This is a genomic window from Sulfitobacter sp. CW3 (genome assembly GCF_019392245.1).
Classification (GTDB): domain Bacteria; phylum Pseudomonadota; class Alphaproteobacteria; order Rhodobacterales; family Rhodobacteraceae; genus Sulfitobacter.
This window is the reverse complement of record NZ_JAHXRL010000014.1, coordinates 1-17,975: the sequence shown is the minus strand read 5'-3', so window position 1 is coordinate 17,975 and position 17,975 is coordinate 1. Positions and strand designations below refer to the sequence as shown.

At 49.9% G+C, this 17,975-nt stretch carries 16 protein-coding genes and 1 pseudogene; 2 read left to right on the top strand and 15 right to left on the bottom strand.

The features are described 5' to 3' along the window. Nucleotide 1: 1 nt before the first annotated feature. From KZZ06_RS19620 to KZZ06_RS19565, 12 genes are all read right to left on the bottom strand, one after another. Nucleotides 2-406 carry a GPW/gp25 family protein gene (locus KZZ06_RS19620; RefSeq protein ID WP_219581703.1) on the bottom strand — a complete coding sequence of 135 codons (405 nt, stop codon included), beginning with the start codon at nt 404-406 and terminating at the stop codon, nt 2-4. Next, nucleotides 407-1,750, bottom strand: a complete 1,344-nt coding sequence (locus tag KZZ06_RS19615; RefSeq protein WP_219581702.1) for a type VI secretion system contractile sheath large subunit — start codon at nt 1,748-1,750, stop codon at nt 407-409. Nucleotides 1,751-1,820: 70 nt separating this feature from the next. Next, complete coding sequence (gene tssC / locus KZZ06_RS19610) at nt 1,821-3,302, bottom strand: type VI secretion system contractile sheath large subunit (RefSeq protein ID WP_219581701.1); 1,482 nt, start codon at nt 3,300-3,302, stop codon at nt 1,821-1,823. Between the two features lie 12 nt (nt 3,303-3,314). Next, the gene (gene tssB / locus KZZ06_RS19605) at nt 3,315-3,812 is read right to left on the bottom strand and encodes a type VI secretion system contractile sheath small subunit (RefSeq protein ID WP_219581700.1); all 498 of its coding nucleotides are present in this window, start codon (nt 3,810-3,812) and stop codon (nt 3,315-3,317) included. A gap of 21 nt (nt 3,813-3,833) precedes the next feature. Further along, nucleotides 3,834-4,355, bottom strand: a complete 522-nt coding sequence (locus KZZ06_RS19600; protein ID WP_219581699.1) for a type VI secretion system tube protein Hcp — start codon at nt 4,353-4,355, stop codon at nt 3,834-3,836. Between the two features lie 38 nt (nt 4,356-4,393). Then, the gene (locus tag KZZ06_RS19595) at nt 4,394-5,800 is read right to left on the bottom strand and encodes an ImpA family type VI secretion system protein (RefSeq protein ID WP_219581698.1); all 1,407 of its coding nucleotides are present in this window, start codon (nt 5,798-5,800) and stop codon (nt 4,394-4,396) included. A gap of 31 nt (nt 5,801-5,831) precedes the next feature. Then, entirely contained in the window at nt 5,832-6,857 is a 1,026-nt protein-coding gene (locus tag KZZ06_RS19590; protein WP_219581697.1) for an ABC transporter substrate-binding protein, read from the bottom strand. Then, nucleotides 6,850-8,919 carry an MFS transporter gene (locus KZZ06_RS19585; protein WP_219581696.1) on the bottom strand — a complete coding sequence of 690 codons (2,070 nt, stop codon included), beginning with the start codon at nt 8,917-8,919 and terminating at the stop codon, nt 6,850-6,852. The genes KZZ06_RS19590 and KZZ06_RS19585 overlap by 8 nt, the downstream gene beginning before the upstream one ends. Beyond that, the gene (locus KZZ06_RS19580; RefSeq protein WP_219581695.1) at nt 8,916-9,767 is read right to left on the bottom strand and encodes a hypothetical protein; all 852 of its coding nucleotides are present in this window, start codon (nt 9,765-9,767) and stop codon (nt 8,916-8,918) included. Before KZZ06_RS19580 ends, KZZ06_RS19585 begins: the two co-directional genes overlap by 4 nt. A 316-nt stretch (nt 9,768-10,083) precedes the next feature. After that, entirely contained in the window at nt 10,084-10,332 is a 249-nt protein-coding gene (locus KZZ06_RS19575; protein WP_257884501.1) for a PAAR domain-containing protein, read from the bottom strand. 69 nt (nt 10,333-10,401) lie between these two features. Beyond that, nucleotides 10,402-10,971 (bottom strand): hypothetical protein, encoded by a 570-nt coding sequence (locus tag KZZ06_RS19570; RefSeq protein WP_219581693.1) that lies wholly within the window; start codon nt 10,969-10,971, stop codon nt 10,402-10,404. Between the two features lie 9 nt (nt 10,972-10,980). Next, complete coding sequence (locus KZZ06_RS19565; protein ID WP_219581692.1) at nt 10,981-12,888, bottom strand: type VI secretion system Vgr family protein; 1,908 nt, start codon at nt 12,886-12,888, stop codon at nt 10,981-10,983. Nucleotides 12,889-13,193: 305 nt separating this feature from the next. Between KZZ06_RS19565 and KZZ06_RS19560 the strand changes: the two genes are divergently transcribed. Further along, nucleotides 13,194-13,985: a hypothetical protein gene (locus KZZ06_RS19560; protein WP_219581691.1), complete on the top strand. Its 792-nt coding sequence runs from the start codon at nt 13,194-13,196 to the stop codon at nt 13,983-13,985. 31 nt (nt 13,986-14,016) lie between these two features. After that, nucleotides 14,017-14,595: an RIO1 family regulatory kinase/ATPase gene (locus KZZ06_RS19555; RefSeq protein ID WP_219581690.1), complete on the top strand. Its 579-nt coding sequence runs from the start codon at nt 14,017-14,019 to the stop codon at nt 14,593-14,595. On the opposite strand, the pseudogene KZZ06_RS19550 reads toward KZZ06_RS19555, so the two are convergent. The 3 genes and pseudogenes from KZZ06_RS19550 to KZZ06_RS19540 form a co-directional block, all read right to left on the bottom strand. Continuing rightward, nucleotides 14,596-15,151, bottom strand: a pseudogene (locus KZZ06_RS19550) (IS6 family transposase); the annotation flags it as partial. A gap of 369 nt (nt 15,152-15,520) precedes the next feature. Beyond that, nucleotides 15,521-16,543: a hypothetical protein gene (locus tag KZZ06_RS19545; RefSeq protein ID WP_219581689.1), complete on the bottom strand. Its 1,023-nt coding sequence runs from the start codon at nt 16,541-16,543 to the stop codon at nt 15,521-15,523. A gap of 225 nt (nt 16,544-16,768) precedes the next feature. Further along, the gene (locus KZZ06_RS19540) at nt 16,769-17,722 is read right to left on the bottom strand and encodes a glycosyltransferase (protein WP_219581688.1); all 954 of its coding nucleotides are present in this window, start codon (nt 17,720-17,722) and stop codon (nt 16,769-16,771) included. Nucleotides 17,723-17,975: the final 253 nt, after the last annotated feature.

Genomic DNA, 17,975 nt, shown 5'->3' with positions numbered 1-17,975 from the left:
TCTAGGAACCCTCTTCAACGTTTTGATCCATGCGCGACAGCTTTGTCTCGATCTCGAAAGCTTCGGTGCCGGTCTTTCCATGAACGCCGCCTACGATATAAAACGAGACGGTATTCTGATCGGAATCTTCTTCTACCTCAATTTCTGACAGAACCGACAAGCGTGGTTCAAACCGTTTCAAACGCTCGCGCAATACACCCCGCATTTGCGTGCTGGTTTGGCCGTCACCAATCGCCCAGGTCATTGGCACACCGTAACATAAATTAGATGCGCGCACGTTCTCAAGTCCGCGGCTGACCTCCCATTCGGGTGCAATCGCTTGCAGCAATGTTTGCACATTCAAGCCAATTTGAGACTCTACGGTGCCACCCTCGCGGACACCCAAAAATGCAGTCGCGAAACTCATTTACGCGGGCTCCCCTGAACTGCCGGTGCCAAAATCCGTTCTAAGCTGGATTTCACCAAGCACGTTGTCAATTTGATACTGCGGACGCACAACGATACTGCATTGAAAGCGCGCACTATCTGATGCGCCATCTGATACGCTGACCCGCGCGCCGCGAAGCGGATACTTGGCTTGCAACTCAAGGGACGAACTTGACGGGGACACGTATGCGTCAAACCAGTTGTTTAGGATTACTTCGCATTCAGCGGCAGTTTTCACCTGACCTATCAACGCCCTGATCTGGACTTTGATATAATGAACAATCCGGCAAGCAATCATCACAGATTGCATTTGCGTCACGATCTCTTTTTCCGATGACCCACTGCAATCCGTAACCGTGCGATTGCCGACGAAATAGAGCATGTTATTTTTTGTACTTTCGGCCAGAGCCATAAAGCCATTGTCCCCATAAGCATGTGCCTGATTGCGCGTCATCCGAATATTGGCGCGCGCGTTGCGCATGCAACCAATAGGTACAGGGTGGGTCGATGGACCAACGACAGCCCCAACGCCCGGTTTGTTGCTGACGAGCTTCAAAAACCCGAACCAAGCGCAGCGATGAAATTCTGCAATGACGGTGCGCAAAAAGTCGTAACAACCCGATGCCCACAACCCTTGGCTTTCGCTTGGCTGTTGATGGTAGAAAAAGCCGACATCCCTGTCTTCGTAGCGGCCGCGCAATTGGGTTTTCGACAAAACGACCCCTAGAAACCGCGCGTTAGGGACGCCCCGAAGGGTTTGCCATCCGCGATACTCGTCTCCGTGTAAAACACTATCGACCCGCCGTATGTCAGTGAACCAAGCCGCATCGGTCTCGCCGAAAAAATCATCTGAAACGCCCATAATTATCGGACACATACATGCTTCGGCCATGCTGCAGATCAATTGCGCAGTATAGAGATCGTCGAACTCTGTATCCAAACTCATGGACAAACCATGGTCGATCATTGCAATACCTACGGGTTCGCCGCCCAGAGTATCTAGCTCTCGTTGACCCAGAAGCGTGTACAGAACCGATCGGCGAATTTCGTTTTTGTAGTGTAAATCGCGCGACAATTCCTCCCAGCTCAGGTCCAGGATTTTTATTTTAATGTTGCTTGAAACATCTGCGGCCCAAACAACGCTTGCCAAGCCCATCCAGCGGCCCTCCAACCTTTGAAAGGAAGGTGCTTCGATAATCTCGGTAAGCTGTTTGCTGAGCACCCTTTCAATATCGAGAACCGCACGCCGTAGAAAAGACGTGAGTTGCTCGACTGTCTGGAACCGGTCCTGCAAGCGACTAAGCGCTTGATCTTCGTCTGACAAACCCCCCGATGCCATTGGCACCGGAGGGTCCGTGTTTTCCGTTGATGAACTACTAATCACCCGCTTGCCATTAGCCTGGAATCTTGGCGACCATGCGTACAGAAGTTGTCAACTCTTCCAGCTGCAACCATGGACGCAAATAGGCAACCGCCGAATAAGCACCTGGCTTGCCCGGCTGTTCGATCACATCAATTTGGCTTTCAGCCAGTGGTGTTTTCGACCGTTCTGCATTCCCCATCGCACCGGGGTTGGTGTATTGGTCAATCCATGACTGCAGCGAGCTCTTGATATCAGCAGCTTCAAGGTTTGACCCAAGCATGTCACGGCCCATTACCTTGAGGTAATGCGAGATCCGGCTTGCCGCCATGATGTAGGGTAAACGTGCCGAAATAGCAGCATTTGACGTTGCATCAGGATCGACAAACGTCTTGGGACGCTGAGCAGTCTGACTGCCGATGAACACCGCATGACTGGTATTTTTATAGTGCACCAACGGCAAGAAGCCCAAGTCAGACAGCTCTTTCTCGCGCTCATCAGTCAGGTTCACTTCAACAGGGCACGCCTGCTGCACATCACCTGCATCCGACTTGAACACCAAGTTTGGAAGCTGGTCGACTTTACCACCATTGTCCAAGCCACGGATTGCTGTACACCACCCAAACGCGGTAAACGCCTGGTTCATTTTCAACGCCATTTCATAAGCAGCGTTGGACCAAACCAATTCGCTGTTATCCTTTGGCCGCTGATCGCCTGCCATGTCTGTATTCAGCTCATGATAGTCAAAGGATTTGGCCTTGCCGCCATTTGCGCCATAAGGCAAACGCGCCAACGTCGAAGGCAGCGTTAGCGTCACATAACGGCTTTCATCGCTGTCACGGAAACCGTTCCAAGCGGCATAGGAAGGCGATGCAAAACCAGCAGCAACCGGACGCCCTTCGGCGAATGATTCAAAGCTGTTATACTCGAACATATCCGCGCCAGCCGCCGCGATGAACGGTGCGTGACACGCAGCCGCCGTTTCAGCCATATACGTCAGCAATGCGACGTCTTCGTCACCGCTGCCAAAGTAGTAATCGCCGATCAAAGCGCCATAAGGCTCGCCGCCGGCAGTGCCGAATTCATCCTGATACAGCGCTTCAAAAAGCGGACTGCGATCAACAGCAGGCGCATCTTCAAATTGCTCCAGCAGTTCTTCTTTGCTGTAATCTACTAATTTGATTTTTTGGCCTGCGCCAATATCGGATTCTTTGACGACCTTCTGAACACCACGCCAAGAGCCTTCCAAAGCGCGGAATTTGTCGTTTTGCATGATTGCTGACATCTGCTTGGACATCAGTTTGTCAATCTCAGCTACCGCTTTGCGAATTGTGACCCCGACGTTTTGATCCCAAACCAAAGACCCTTCCATCGCTTGCGATGTGAGGACTGATAAAAGCTCTTTAGTCGTATCTTCCGGAGTTTGCACCGTTGCTTGAAGAGCGCGGTCCAGCAAGCTGACTTCGACCTGCTCAGCGGCGGCACCTCCGCCTGCTTCTTTTTCTGTCTCTGACATTAGATGCCTCCCTTATTCTTCTTTGCCGGAACCGAGCTCGTCGCCCAGTGCTTTGACCATATCACTATCCTGCAGAATTTCCTTGAGAACTTTCTCCAGGTCACGTGAACGGTCCGCTTTAGCGACGAGCGTCATCAACTTCTCGCGCGTCTCGGCCAATTTGCGCAAAGGCTCTACCTTGTCGACAATCGCATCCGGTTCGAAATCTTTCATCGATTTGAAATCAAGATCGACTTCAAACTCTGACCCATCATCCTGCACCTTGTTTTCAACCGTGTAGGTCAATCTTGGCGCTACCCGTGTGAGGACATCGTTAAAATTGTCCTTGTCCACTTGGTAGAATGTACGATCCTCGATCGCCTCTTTATCCTGGCGATCCCCTGAGTAGCCGCCGATCATACCAGTTACAAAAGCCAGCTCTTTTTGCTGAACAGAACCGCCGTCTTCAACATCATAAGTGATGCTGACACGGTTTTTACTTACACGCTTGTGCTGTGCATTAAGTGCCATCTTAAATCCTCCGAAAAAGGGTTACTTTTTAGCGGCTTGGTTGCCGGAAACCAGCTTGCCAGTTTTAAGGTCAAACTTAACAACATCGCCTTTTTCCACGCCACCAGCGTCAGTTTGGAAGTAGTGCGTCACCGAAATTGTCGTGAACGCGAGGGTCATTGTGCACGCGCTTGGGTCTGTCCCATAGCTTGAAAGGCGCGCTTCTTCGAGCGTAACAACCCTGCGTGGAATCATGCCGTCGCCGCCGGGGTTTGTTTTAGTCTCGACGATTTCAATCGTTTTGCCCTTGTCACCCGGAGCAAAGAACAGCGTCTCCAAAATAGCAGAAGCGGCGTCAGGCTCACGCATAATACTTACATCGCCAATCGCAGGAATACCGCTTTCAGCATCGCCAGCCGAACCAACTGCGACATAGATTGAGCGTGAATAGCCCATGGAGAAGCTGGAGATAGGAAAGAAACCTTTCTTTCCGGCGATCTCTTCGACGCTCGCCATCCCCTTAAAACTATCAATTCCATCGATCCGCATAAATATACCAGACATGTGTCATCCTTTCTGTTGGGTTGTTTAATAATCAGACATTACCACTGAAAACTTTTTACCGGTAAATTTTGTTCAGCCTCGACTGGTTCAGCATCGGTCGTCGGCTCTTCCGCTACGGGATCAACCGACGGCTTGACCGCTTGAACAGCGGGTGGCACAGCTTGCATTGACGCGAAATCTTGCGGCGCGGATGCCGATAATTCGGATGTATCCTTTGGCACAGGAATTGCGGCGGCGTAATTATCCAGCACGGGGTGCTCAACTGTACCTGCGGCCCCGGCACCACGACGCGCAAAGTTGTCGGAAAAGCCTTGGCTTTCCAGACCCGTCATCAACGCCATTTGCGACATACCGACAGAACCTTCGGTCAATATCTCTCGATACAGATCGGCCGCATTCAGGTTTCCCCAGCGTACAGCGCGATCAAGCAAAAGGCAGATCGGCGAATGCGGTTCAGCCTTGCGGAAATACCCAGCAAGCTGAGCAATCGCCACAAGCGCATCATGGCGATTTGACACATTTAAATTCGCGTTAAAACCGCCGCCTGCCGCTACTTTTTGGCCTTGCACCGGCGCGCCAGTCTCGACGTCAGTGTCAACGTTGCCACCTTCTGCGGTAGCCGGCTCTGCATCACCCTCGTCCTGTCCCGGCCAAGCAAAACCCGTTCCATCCACCATCTTCTCGCAGGCGGTCAAAACATCCTTCATCAGCCGAACGCCGTAACCGATCAGTGGCGGGGTCTGAGAATGCTGGGCAGCGTAGCTCTTTACCGAAGTTTCAATTGTCTGAATAAAAACAACCATCTGCTGAAGCGCTTCGATCTTACGCGTCAATGCGTCAGATTCAGCAGAAATATGGGCACTTACATCCGCGCGAATGCCATCAAGTGCGCCATCTTTTTCGGCAAGAGTGATTTTTCCAAACGTCACCTCGCCGATCAAATTCAGGTTTGTCATTGGCCCTATCAAAAGACCCGAGCCTTCAACCTCTCCGAACAGTTGCACAAACGGGCGCATTCGCAGCGCGGCAATTTCGCTCGCACGCGCTTCATCGGTATCGCCCTTCAGCTTTTCAACTGGCGGCATCGGGTGCAACTGATCCAAGCTTGTCTCGACAAGACCGCTCAATAGGGCCAGCGCATCACGACAATTCTCAAAGGGTTTCGCCGAATGCAGTTGCGCTGCGACAAACCATGACAGCACCTCGAGATCTTTTGACGTGGACGTCAGGCACGCTTCGCACAGCTCGGCTAGCGTTGCCCAAGCCGCAGAATTGGCTGCTGCCTTTTCGCGATCACTTAAGGATTCAGGTGTCTCAGAAAGACTGCGCCAACTTGCTTGAGCCGCATTAAATGCGGACCGCAAAGCTCTATACGTTGTTTTCTCATCCTTAAGGAAAACGCCAAATGCGTTCTCTCCGGATATGGCGTCACTGAGATTATTCATTCAATAATTCATTTCTCAAGTTAACCATGCGTCACTGTACAATTTCAGCTACTGTTAACAAGGATAAAGGTGGATATAGCGATAGTTTTCTTGCAGATCCCATGTTTAGAATAACCGAATATCTATTCAGCGACTTAACCTCTAAATCGCCAGGCTCGATGCCGCCCAATACAACGCGCTCTGCTTGTACTGCGGCCAGACGCCCGACGTTCGAATAGCTTGTTCCAACAGCCATCAAAGCACCTGCATCTTTCACCATCTGTGCATATGCGCTGAAGACCGGCAAATTTAACGCCGTTGCGGCATCGACGAAAGCCGACTGATTTTCCAAATTGAAGCTGCTAGAGCCGACATAAACCGCATCGGCACCCAACCGCTTTAGCTCTGCGAGGGCTGTGGGAATTTGGCTTGGGTCTATTTCACCATTTTCGTCAGGAGTATAAAGATGCTCGACCAATTCAAACGAAAATTCATCAGCAATCGCGCGCAAGCTTTCGGTGTTTAACGCCGAGTTCAGCTCGCTTGGGCTGTTCAGCACGCCCATTTTATTAGGTCGATAGTACTCAAACAGCAGATTAAGCTGAACCTTTTCAGGCACACGGTTGCGTACGCCGGAAATCATTGTGCGTCCGCTTGCATCATAGCTTTCTACAAGCTGCGAGCCTACCGGATCGGCGACAATCATGAAAACAGCGGGAATATCCCCGAGCGCCGAGGCCGAACCAAACTCGGTTATGGTCCCCAAGATACCGCGCGATACGCTCGTCCCCCAAGTGACCACTAGATCTGGCCTCTCTTCGATCAACTGTTTTTGAATAATGGGAAGCTGGGTTTTATCGCGGCTCACGTCCGTAACGGTAACATTAACGGGCAGATCCCGATCTTCAAAATAACGGATGAAGCCAAGACAGGCCGCCTCGCAACCACGCCAAACGACCATGTGCACCTGTTGCACCCGGTCATCGCCGCTATTGGACTGCGCGGATGCTGGGTTAACCGACATCAGCAGCGCCAAGCCTGTCAACACGCACAACAAGGTCATTATACGTTTATACATGAGACGCGCGACCTTTCTGGTTAAGCGAAAGGATAGCCATCACCCCACCAAGTATAGCCACCGTAATGCCCAAGATCGCGGCAACTTCGCCAAAATCGAGGACGACCAGCATCGCAGCAACAACGACCGGCCCGATAACCGAACCTATCCGTTCGCTTGTCCGCAAGAGACTTAACGCGCCAGTCCGGGTGATATCCGGGCTTTTCTCTGCTGCCTCCATCGCCGCAACAATGAGCGGAGCCTTCAGGAATGCATGCACAACCCCAAGCGCCGCGACGACAACGAGAACCATTGCAACACTGGCGTTTTGATAAAGCCCTAGCAGAACGATTCCGGACGCAATCGTCGCAAAGATAACCATCCACAAATTCTTACCCAGACGATCCGCAAACCCCGAAGCAAGCGGGCTGATCGGAATAATAATCAAGGAATACAGCATCATGACGCGCCCGATCTCGGACTGGGTCGCATCAAGACTGGCCAGATAAATCGGCACGTAAAGATAAAGGAAACCTGTCAGGATCACTTTCGCCGGTATCGCACAGAAAAGCACGATCAACACAAATTGGGAATTTCGAAGCAATGTTGCAATCGGGCTTCTGCTCAAGTTTGCCGCTGGTTTCTTCTTTTCCACAGCGGGCAAATCTGTGCTCAACATGTTCCAGCCCAGAAATCCGGCCATCGCGGCGAAGCAAATCGCAAACAAGAATACGGCTTTGAAACCGAGCCAATCAGCCAAGATGGCACCAATCGCCGTTCCACACATGGTTGCACTCATCAAGACGCCGACAAAGACGGCCATTCCGCGCGCCCTGTTTTCGGCGACAACAACATTTGCAATATAGCTTTGGCAGCTGATGGTAATAACGGCATAACCAATAGCGGTCATGGACCGACCGATCAGAATATCATTACTGTTTTGCGCCAGATAACACATCAAGTAGCCACCGATGGCAGGGACCAATCCAGCTAGAAACAACGGCTTGTTGCCAAACTTGTCGACCAGCTTGCCGGCGAATGGCGTAAACGCGGCGATAACAAACATGAACGCCGAAATCGGCAAACCCATCATAATATCGCGCGAAAACAGATCACCCTCGGAATAGAATTCCGCAACAAACAGTGGCAGGAAGGATTTTTGCAGCTCCTCCGCAAAGCAGAAAACAAACAACGGAATCCGTGCATCCATGATTGATGCTTTCTGCCGCGCATCTGTCACAAAAAGCTTTGTGCGTTCTGAAAACCCAGCCAGCTCTTCACGGATGCGCGTATCTTTGACGCTCTCCATCGCCGATCTCAGCCGATCCCGAAGCGCAGCGTTGTAAACGTTCAGCGTCCTAATGAACCGTGAAAGGCGGCCGCGGCCAAGCCCACCTTGATACTGCCTCAGGTCCCCCGCTGCGCGATAGTTCAGGGCCCTTTCAGCAACCAGGAAAGGCTCAGAAAGTTGCGATGTTGAAAGAACGACGATGACCTCTAGCGCGACCAGCGACACCGCAATCAAAATCACGAGCGTATCGAAAAACACCGACGTCATCTTACCATTTAGATAACTCTCATCCATATGCGAGACGACGTTTGCCAGCACGACACCGTTTTGAACGACCTCGACAGACACGGTATCCACGTACTCGTCGCCTAGAGACAGGGCAGAGGAAAGCTCGGACACAGCATAAATAATGAGGGAGGCGATGCCCGTTTTTTTGTCCGCTTCACTGTCAAACGCACCAGACCCATCAACACCAGTCGAGACGGCATCAACACGCATTGCGCTCACTTCGGGGTGCTCCCGAACCAGAGCGTCCATATGCTGGTCCAGACCGCGAATTTCTTCAAACGGAATACCAATGCTCATTGCATATTCGATGTCCTGCTGGACCGACACAGCAACGGCGCGCGCCTTATCTACAAGGTAAGGGCGCAAACCTGCGTTGAAATGTACGACGGTGATTATCAGGCTCAACGTCGCGGCAAGCACCATTGCCAGCGAGGTGCTTAGGAAAAGACGGCGTGAAAAGCCGGAAATCAGCGAAACGCGAACGGCTTGTGAAATATCGCTCATGTTTTCTTCCCAAGCGCGGCCTGTTCATCACTCATGCCTGCCGCATCATGCTTTAGAATGTCATCCAGCTCTTCTGAACTTTTGGAATACTGGCTATTCCCCATCTCGATTGAAGCAAGCAATTCCCGGGTTTCCGGCGGGAAATCGTCACCATTACTCACCCCCTTGCCAACCAGATCTGGATCGAATGCGCGGAACGCGTAGCGCACCCCGGAAAACTGAACCACGATAAAGGGAATGAGCAATGCCGCGACAATTGCAAAGACGATCAGATAAGATTTCCTCATCTTCTCGGAGGCCAGATTTGCGCGCTGCATATATGCAACCGTCGGCGTCGTGAGGATAATTGCCCCCATGATGGCGTCGCTTGAATCGTAGATGACACGACCTGTGTACAAATGCGAACCCGCGTCGAACAACGTCACCTTATCGCGCGCGCCCAGAACCCGCCTCAACGCTTGCTCGCGCTCTTTCTCGATGTCCTCAGCCAGATCGGTGCCCGTCGGAACAAGCGGCCCGGAACCCGAAGAAACAACAGGTGCTCCGATAGGAGAAACTATTTCGATTTGCACAACGCTCGGATCCCGCTCACGCTCGCGATCCAGCAAATCTTGCAGGCCAGCCATTTCATCCATGGAAAGGCCAAGACCTTCCGAGCGGACGATCGCAGACTCGATCGTCGACGCCGAAATTTGCAATCTCGAAGAAGTAGCCTCGGCTACTAACGCGCGTAATTTCAGATGGTTAAGCGCGTCCTGCAACAAAAGCATTGCGGCAATAACAACGAGTATTGAAACCAGAATTTTAAAGTATATTTCTCGAAAAGCGAGCCAATTAATACGTGCCATGGTAAAGACTTGCCTTTTGGGTAAGCTTTGATTTTAAAAAATAACGTTCCGAAACATAGGCTGGCACCACTCGCGTTAAATGCCTCTAGTTGAAGTACGAAAATACGACTTCAAACTGGACATCAAAAACCTTACGGACCAAATACTTAATAGTACTAATGGCCGAAAAATGCCAAAAGAAAATTCCCCAGTTTTACAGCATTCTCTTAAAGGTTTGTAATAAATAAACTTTTTCCAAGGCACCAATAATGATCGGTGCCAGAGTTTTGCCTCAAAGCGGCTTATCTCAGGAAGGCTTTGAAAATGCGGCCAGATGTCAGCCTCCAACCAGAACAGTCGGACACCCAAGAACAATCGCGCCCCCATGGGCACAGCTGTCACCCATGCGTGCAAGTGGTTTGTTTGAGACCAAAACCGTCGCACTGCCTTTAATGATTGTATCAGGGGGCCCAACACATGTGACCATACTCCCCATCCCTGCGGCAGGCATCATACCAATCAGAACCGTCGGGGCGGCGGGTACAATAATAGGGCCGCCAACATGCGGAACAGGGCCCGTTGTCATCGGGCAAACATGCATATCTGTAATGCGCGCGGCAGGTGGTCCAGGCATCTATTATCTCCCGTCTAGAAATCAGTCAGCCAGATTTGGCCAGCCTCCTTGCGCCACATTCATACCCCAGCGATAGGCGCTCTCATGAAGGGCTTTCAGGCTCTCTTCTGTGGTACCGCCAAGTAGCCCGACAGCGCCCAAAAGAGCCGACGCATATAACCCGATCGGAGGCAAAACCACGGGCCCGTCTTTGGGGGCCATGCTGCCCGACCCGTTCCACGCAACGGCGTTGCACAACCAAAAAATCGGGTCTTCACTGTCTCGGCTCTCGGCCTCTTCCATAAGACGGATACGCACGGTTTCTTGCGGGTCCTTGATCCACTTTTCAGCCAGCGCCAATATCTCTTTGTCTGCCGCGCTCATCTCTGGCCGCATTTCTCGCAGCACAGCAACGGCCCAACACACGCCCTCTCGCGGCGGCATACCATGGGCGAAAAAATTGGCCATATCGACCATATGCTCACCCTTATACAATGCGCCAAGCGCCGCTTCGGGTTCCAGCTCAGCGGATGCGGCTCCCGCAGCCTCTTCGCTAAGGGCAAACCGCTCAAGGATCGGGCCGCTGGTATCAAATGGAATTTTACGTAGCATTTTCTGATCCTAGTTAATCATGGTGACGCCGCCTTTGATCGTCACCATTCCTGACCCTTTGACTTCGCTCATAGTTCCCTCAAGTGAAGTTTTTAAACTGCCCTTCACCGAGACATTCATACCTTTGACGTCAAGCGCTGTTTTCGCTTCAAGCTTGCTCGACATGCCAGCTAAAGCCAGCTGGCCCTTGCTCTCTACATCAACTTTGGATTGGCCCTTAATCTCGACCTTTGGCGCATCAATGACAATGCCACTCGAACTCAGAACAATTTTAGAAGATCCAACCTTCAAGGTGATTTCACTGTCACCCGTAAGCGTGATTTTATCAGCTTTGGTCGTCTGATCATTCTTGACTGTGATGTCCCAAGAGTCACCAATATCAAGCTTACTTTTTTCCTCGATCTTAGTTGTGTCGTTCTTCTTGACCTCGCGCGTCACGTTTTCATTCACAATCAACTCAAAGTCCCGGCCAGCACGCAGTCCAATAAGTTCCTTGTCATTTTCGTCGTTAAACTCCAACTCGTTTTGCTTGCCGTCCTTTAACTGGGTGCGAAATCCAGATTTGTGAGTGTTCTTTTCGTTAAACGGCGGCTTGTGTTTTTCAGTGTATAGTTGTCCGGTAACGACGGGCGCATCCGGGTCGCCATGCAAAAAAGAAACCAGAACCTCATGCCCGACGCGTGGCGTGAATTGTGCACCATACCCCTTGCCAGCAAACGGCTCCGACACGCGGATATAACCGCTATTGCTGTCGGCTACGTCCCAAAAAAACTGGACAAGCACACGCCCCTTCTCATCACAGGCAGGGTCGCCGGCTTTTGCCGAAGCTTGTGAGCTGACAACAATCGCATTGTGTACCCCCGCAATTAGCGGTTTTGGCAAACGTTCAGGCGCAGGCACATGGCCCTTTGGGACAGCTTCAAACCGGCACATCAATGCGTTGCCGCGCGTTGGCGTATACGTGATGCTCGAAATAATATAGCGGCCAGCCATGTCTGAAAATTCGCTGCTCGCAATATCAAGCGCCTGCCCCAAGTGCATGGCTGGATGTTCACAATGACCAGCTATCGCCAATTCTGGACGCTGGGCTGCGTTGGTAAGAACCTTCAGTTCGTCTTTTTTGATGTCGCCAACAATGACAGGCCGGTACTCAATCACCGTAGGCGTGACGGGTGATTTGGCTTCGCTTGAAACAGCTGGCCCCGCCGTCACCTGATCCGCGTCGCTTGCGTCATAGTGGGTCAGTTCGACCTTGTCTGGACCCAAGGACCGCCTCAAGGAAAGGCTTGAAGCTTCAATGCGCCCAACGTCTGACATCTGAGCATCCGTCAGCTCGATCTCTTTGTGGTCAGAGGGGAAAGGTTTACGCACGTCATGCAACACCAGTGTTTCGGGCGACGTGCCGTCATGAAAATAGAAAGCGAGCCCTTCTTCGGCAAGGATGCGACGGCAAAAACCCAAGTCGTTTTCATTATACTGAATAACCGTATCGCGCTTGGCTTGAGGTATGGTCCCGGTAACCTTGACGTTCGCCAGCCCATTGCGTTGTAGAACCTTCTCCAAGATATCCAAAGACGTGGATTTTTGATAGATTGCGCTGTGCACACTAAGGCCGAGAACAGCCAGTTTCGGACGTATTTCCAGCTTCAGGTATGGCGAGCCAGAGCGATCCAACACACGCTCAACGGACATGACAAGACCGCTAAAACTGCGCGTTTCTGAATCCGTATAGGCATCAGCAGCAAAGTTGATTTCACAGGTAACACCGACAAGACTGTCCAATTGTGTACTCTGGTCCAATACAGTCACGCTGTACGTCGGAACCTCGGACAAAGTTTCGTGTATCGAAAAATCGGTAATGTTTAGGTCGAGTTTTTTGTCGACCGACAGGATCGCAACTATCGATTCTTCAGGCATGCTATGTCCTATTCTCAATGCGCTCCGAGTATGGAGCATAGGTCTCAAAAACCAACCCCTATGTGAGCGTAACGTGCAAACCTAGTGTGTTGCCCGTGAAGCTTGGCCAAATTCCAAAGCTTCCTAGGCAAAGCAACTGACGCCGGAGTTATCCTTGGCGCACTTAGAAATGCACCTTAAAATTTGTTATTGTATTTGCCCCAAAAATGTTAGGACGATACCATAATCCGTAAAATATATTTTTGTTCGAGTACAAGTCATTTCATCATAACGCGCGTTGGCGCTTAATAATTCGGAGTTTTTAAATGGGTGCAACTGAAGAAGCCGCAGAGTCGATAGCCTGGAAGATTGCAGAGACTGTTGGCGGAGAAATCGGCATTGGCGTTCCGATCGTTCTTTTGCATTTTTACAAAGATCTTAATGCGGAAGTTGATGGTATCGACGAACTTGCCCCGCCAAACCCTTTTTTCATGACACATGGGTTCACTCAAACTGCCTCCCCGCGAACGAGCAAGTACATGTTAAACCGCTCCTATAAAAAAATGGGTGCAGCGACGCTCGCAACTGCAGGAACGCTTGCCTCACAAGCCACGCAAGTCGACGTATCAGGCATTATGATGCACACGAACGCCACTGGATCAACGCTTGCACATTTGAAGATGCTCGATGGTATAGCCAAGAAATATCCACGCAGTATGACGGTCCAGCAATGGGTTAAAGCATGCATGACAGCCAAGGTTTTTAAAGCAGGAATTCGCAGTACCGAACTCGCCGGGGCAGCGATCCCCATCGGCGCAGTTGGCTTTGCAACAGGTGTCGCCGTAGCATTGGCGCGTGCAGGCGTGAAATTGAAATATGAAACCCTCATCAATCGCACAGCAATGGAACTGCACTGGCGCGCTAATGTTGAAATGCGGCTGTCAACAATAGGCGGTGGGAGTGCCACGAAAAAAGCGAACGGGCCGGCAAGCGCGGTTATGTTTGACATTTTTCGCAGGCGCGGTGCTACGCGGATATTTGGTCAGTACAACGTTCCGGCAATCATTTCAGAGACTGGTGGTTGGTACGCCTTGCGCGACAAACTTTTGCTGATGTGATCTGCTGCCCTCTCCATGCGGGTGTTCCGTCGTGACCCCACTATCAGCCAAGCCCAAGCCCGAGATAACGTACTGGAACGGGCAGAGGATCGTTGAAAAGCGTGCAAAATCTGGTCTGTCTCGCCAGCTTTTAGAGAACGAGCTTCAATCCATGCAGCGACTGTCTGGATTGAACGCCCCTCGTGTTTTGAATGTCGAACGCCAGCAAGACATGCTGATTGTGCGCCGCGAGCTGATAATAGGGTCACCCCTGTCGCAGGTATCGGTCGATCTTTGGCCAACTTTACTCAAGCAACTCGCGGACATCATCACACTCGTCCACGCCAAGGGGCTGATCCACGGCGACCTCAAGCCCGCCAATCTGATTGTGAACGGTTCAACAATCACTCCGGTCGACTGGGAACACGCGTTAGAGATCGGTCAACCGGTGGCCGATTTGCCGTTTCGGGCTGTTTCTATCGGTACATCGGACCCAAGGCTGATCTGGGGAAAAGGAACAGTATCCGAGGCATTTGATTTGTACTCGATTGCCCGGATGTCAGACGCCACCACACCAGGTTCTGTCGCAAAATTTAACGGCAACCCGAGTGCCCAGGTTCATTGTGCGTAATTATCCAGCGAGTGCCGGAAATTGTTTAAAACCGGTCAGATCCATCTGGTCGAATTGACCTTTCCGGATCATGTGGGCGACTTCGATACCGGCCAGCGTTGCGACCGCCGAATTGAACGATTTAAAAGTCTGCATGGGTCGTGTGATTTTTTTATGAAACGGTGGCCGTACTCAATAATGTTGTTGAGGTATTTGATTTGTAAAACTTCGATCAGCCGGCACCATCCATGCACACCAAGGAAGCAATTCATCTTGAAAAGGCCTGCTGCGTTGGATCCGATTTTGTCGATGACGACTTTGTCGGTCCAGCCGTTGTTGCCGATCACCTATGCGGAGAATGCGCTTGCCGCAGCTTCATCACGATGCTCGGACAACATGAAATCAAGAGTTTGATCATACTTCAATAGAGATAACTCCAGCGACCTTTCACCTTGATGTACGTTTCATCCATCCGCCATGACTGATCGCGGTCGCGATGCGCCTCATCAGCAATAGCGCCCGAGTATTTTTCGGCACAACGGTTTAGAGGGGCGTGATCCACGGCAATACCGCGCTCAGCCTTAAGCAGCAACAGACCGCATACAAGATCACGCCTTTCGGATAGTGCCGCCTATAAAACTGATCAATGTCCCAATTCCAGTCCTTGCCCAGCACGCCACAACCTCTGGACCGAGGTGCATCCAAAGGCAATGTTCACCTGAAAGTTTGCGACACTACCAATAGGAGTATAAGCGAGCAAGAAGATGCTTTACCCGCAACAGGACAGGCTTTAGCAAAGCGACGCCACTACATACCGGCGCATTACAGAAAAAACTTGAACGGCATCCCCTAACTCTAGCTGATGATAAATGAAACAGCTGGCCTGAAACCGAAAATCGGGAGCCAAGCCATGGCGTAAGATTGCTTCTTAAAAACTACTCCGAACTCAATAAATATATTTACCAAACTTTTCTCTAACGCGCCAAATCGTAAATAATATGTAGCTGCCATAAACAAGTGAGGATCCGAAGCCATAACGATAGCCATAATCTATGCCAGATATAAATAACAGAATAAAAACAATACAGATAACTCTAAGCACCTCAGCCACGAGAAAGAGAAACTCTTCCCGTAAAATGACCCTAACCAAGCCGATCTGACTCGCTACAAGTTGGGTAATTCCTGCTAAGAAAAGAGGAAAGATTAGGTGATAATTCGATACATTTAAAACTTCCTGCCAAATAAACAAACATAGAGAAAACAAAGCAGTATATGATAAGTAAAACAACAAACTCGGGACCACAGCTTTATGCATTAGTTTCTCTATCTTATCAGATCGCAGCATCCCATCCTTCTCTAGCTTCAAACAATCAGCAAGAAAGAGCTGGCCGAAAACCTGACGTAGCAGGCCTACCGGGGCAGTTGCAAATCTGGATAGGAAGCTAAAATCCCCTGCAGTAGCGGCGGGTAGCAAAGAAATAGCTAGTATTGATGCAATATTCACATACAAGGACGAGACTATCTGGGAAAACGTTAACCCGAAACTCCTCACGCTGGCGCTATATATCTCGTGGGCGCTTGCATTGGGAACTATGAGATTACCGCCTTCGCGAATAACTCTATACCCAATCCAGCCAACAATCGGCAGGATGAACGAAAGTCCAAAATATAAAATGCTCAAGTCAATATCAACTGCCGATATGAAGTATATATACGGAATAACAAAAAGAGAAAGAGCCATTTGAAAAACGCGGACCACTACTAGCTCTCGCCAGCGCCCTTCTTGAATGCATAGGAACGAAAAATATTCTTGAAGCCCCAAGTACAGAGCTAAGACGACCCCTGGAAACCCGATCTGAACCGAAAACCCACCAACTACTCCTATCCATGATAAAGATGCGGATACTAAGATTGTGGACATGACCGCGACCAAGGCGGGGAACAAGATTGTAAATGCATCAACCTTCATCAACCTTTGGAAAAGAATGATTTCCAACCTAAGCGTAGAGACCGCCGCTAAAAGAGATGCTATAGATATGACTCTAATGTACTCAATAAAATCGCTTGTGGATACCGAGTTTTTCAGCGCCAGCATGAATAGAAAAGATGGGACTTGGAGCGAGATAGTTGAAATTAATATACTTCTATGTTTCTCGGTGGACCTATAAAGTTCAATTTTTTTTCTTATCATGGTTTAACCCACTAGATCGCGAAATACCAATCGATATTGGGTAGGGGCACCATAAACCTCATTGCGCATATTGGCCACTATCTTAATAATTCTTTTTGGTAAATAAAGTAATCTTGTGTGCCCTCTCAGTTTAAGAATATTGAGTTCCACCAAAGATCTATCATATAGTATGTTATAATCGCTGCCTTTAAATTTCTCGTTTGCTTCAGCTAAGTAAGTAGCGCGAAGCAACTCATCTTTATCTTGTCTAAGAAGTTGATCTTTGTTAAATATTTTTTTGACTCTATGCCACAAAACCAACGCCCTATTCACTCTATTTGTTGAATTAACAATAAATTGAGAGTTATTATTTTCATGCAACCTATATAATTGAAGAGACTTTCTATATATTTTCTTTCGGTCTAAAGTTGACCCATAAAATGAAAACCAGTCATCATGACTGTCAAAATTTTCGTGAATGGGCATCGCCAACTCTAGTAGCGGCCTGCGGATTGCCGAACAGCAACCCATAACAAAATATTTTTCATCGATACCAGCTTTTTCAATTTGATCTAACTTGGAAAACCCCTGTTTTTCAAGGTGAACATTAGTAATCTCGGCATCATTCATTAATAACCAAACGTCGGCGTCGCGCTTTGCCCATGTCTCAACTTCGTGTAATTTGGTATCGAACCAAATGTCATCTTGGTCGCACAGTAAAACCAGATCTCCGGCCGCAACTTCCACCGCAGAGCAAAAATTTCTGGAAATGCCTTGCTTCCGGGGGTTCCTAAAAATCTTAGTAGGAAATGGAGCCATTTTTGAAAACTCTAGTAGCATCTCCATGGTGTTGTCTGTTGAACCATCATCTGAGATAATCAGTTCGTCCGGCAGCCTAGTCTGGCTAAGAAAGCTATTTAGTTGGTCACCTAAATAAGCTGCCCCATTATATGTAGCCATACAAATCGATATTTTCATCTTGAAGTCCTAATTTTCAGTATGAACTGCTGCCGCTTTCGTGAACGGCAACTTAAGCTTTCATCGCTCTCTCCTCGTCTTGCATAGGGCTTAGATATCCGATGGTCGAGTGCCGTAATGAATAGCCCCTAGTTTCTTAGACACCTTCTTGGCTCCCATTCTGCTGCCTGTTACTTATCACGATCAATGCTGCAACGTTGCACGCACAAGAAGCCGACCAAGGGTTTCTGGGCACGCTGGTTCTGGGTGAAAG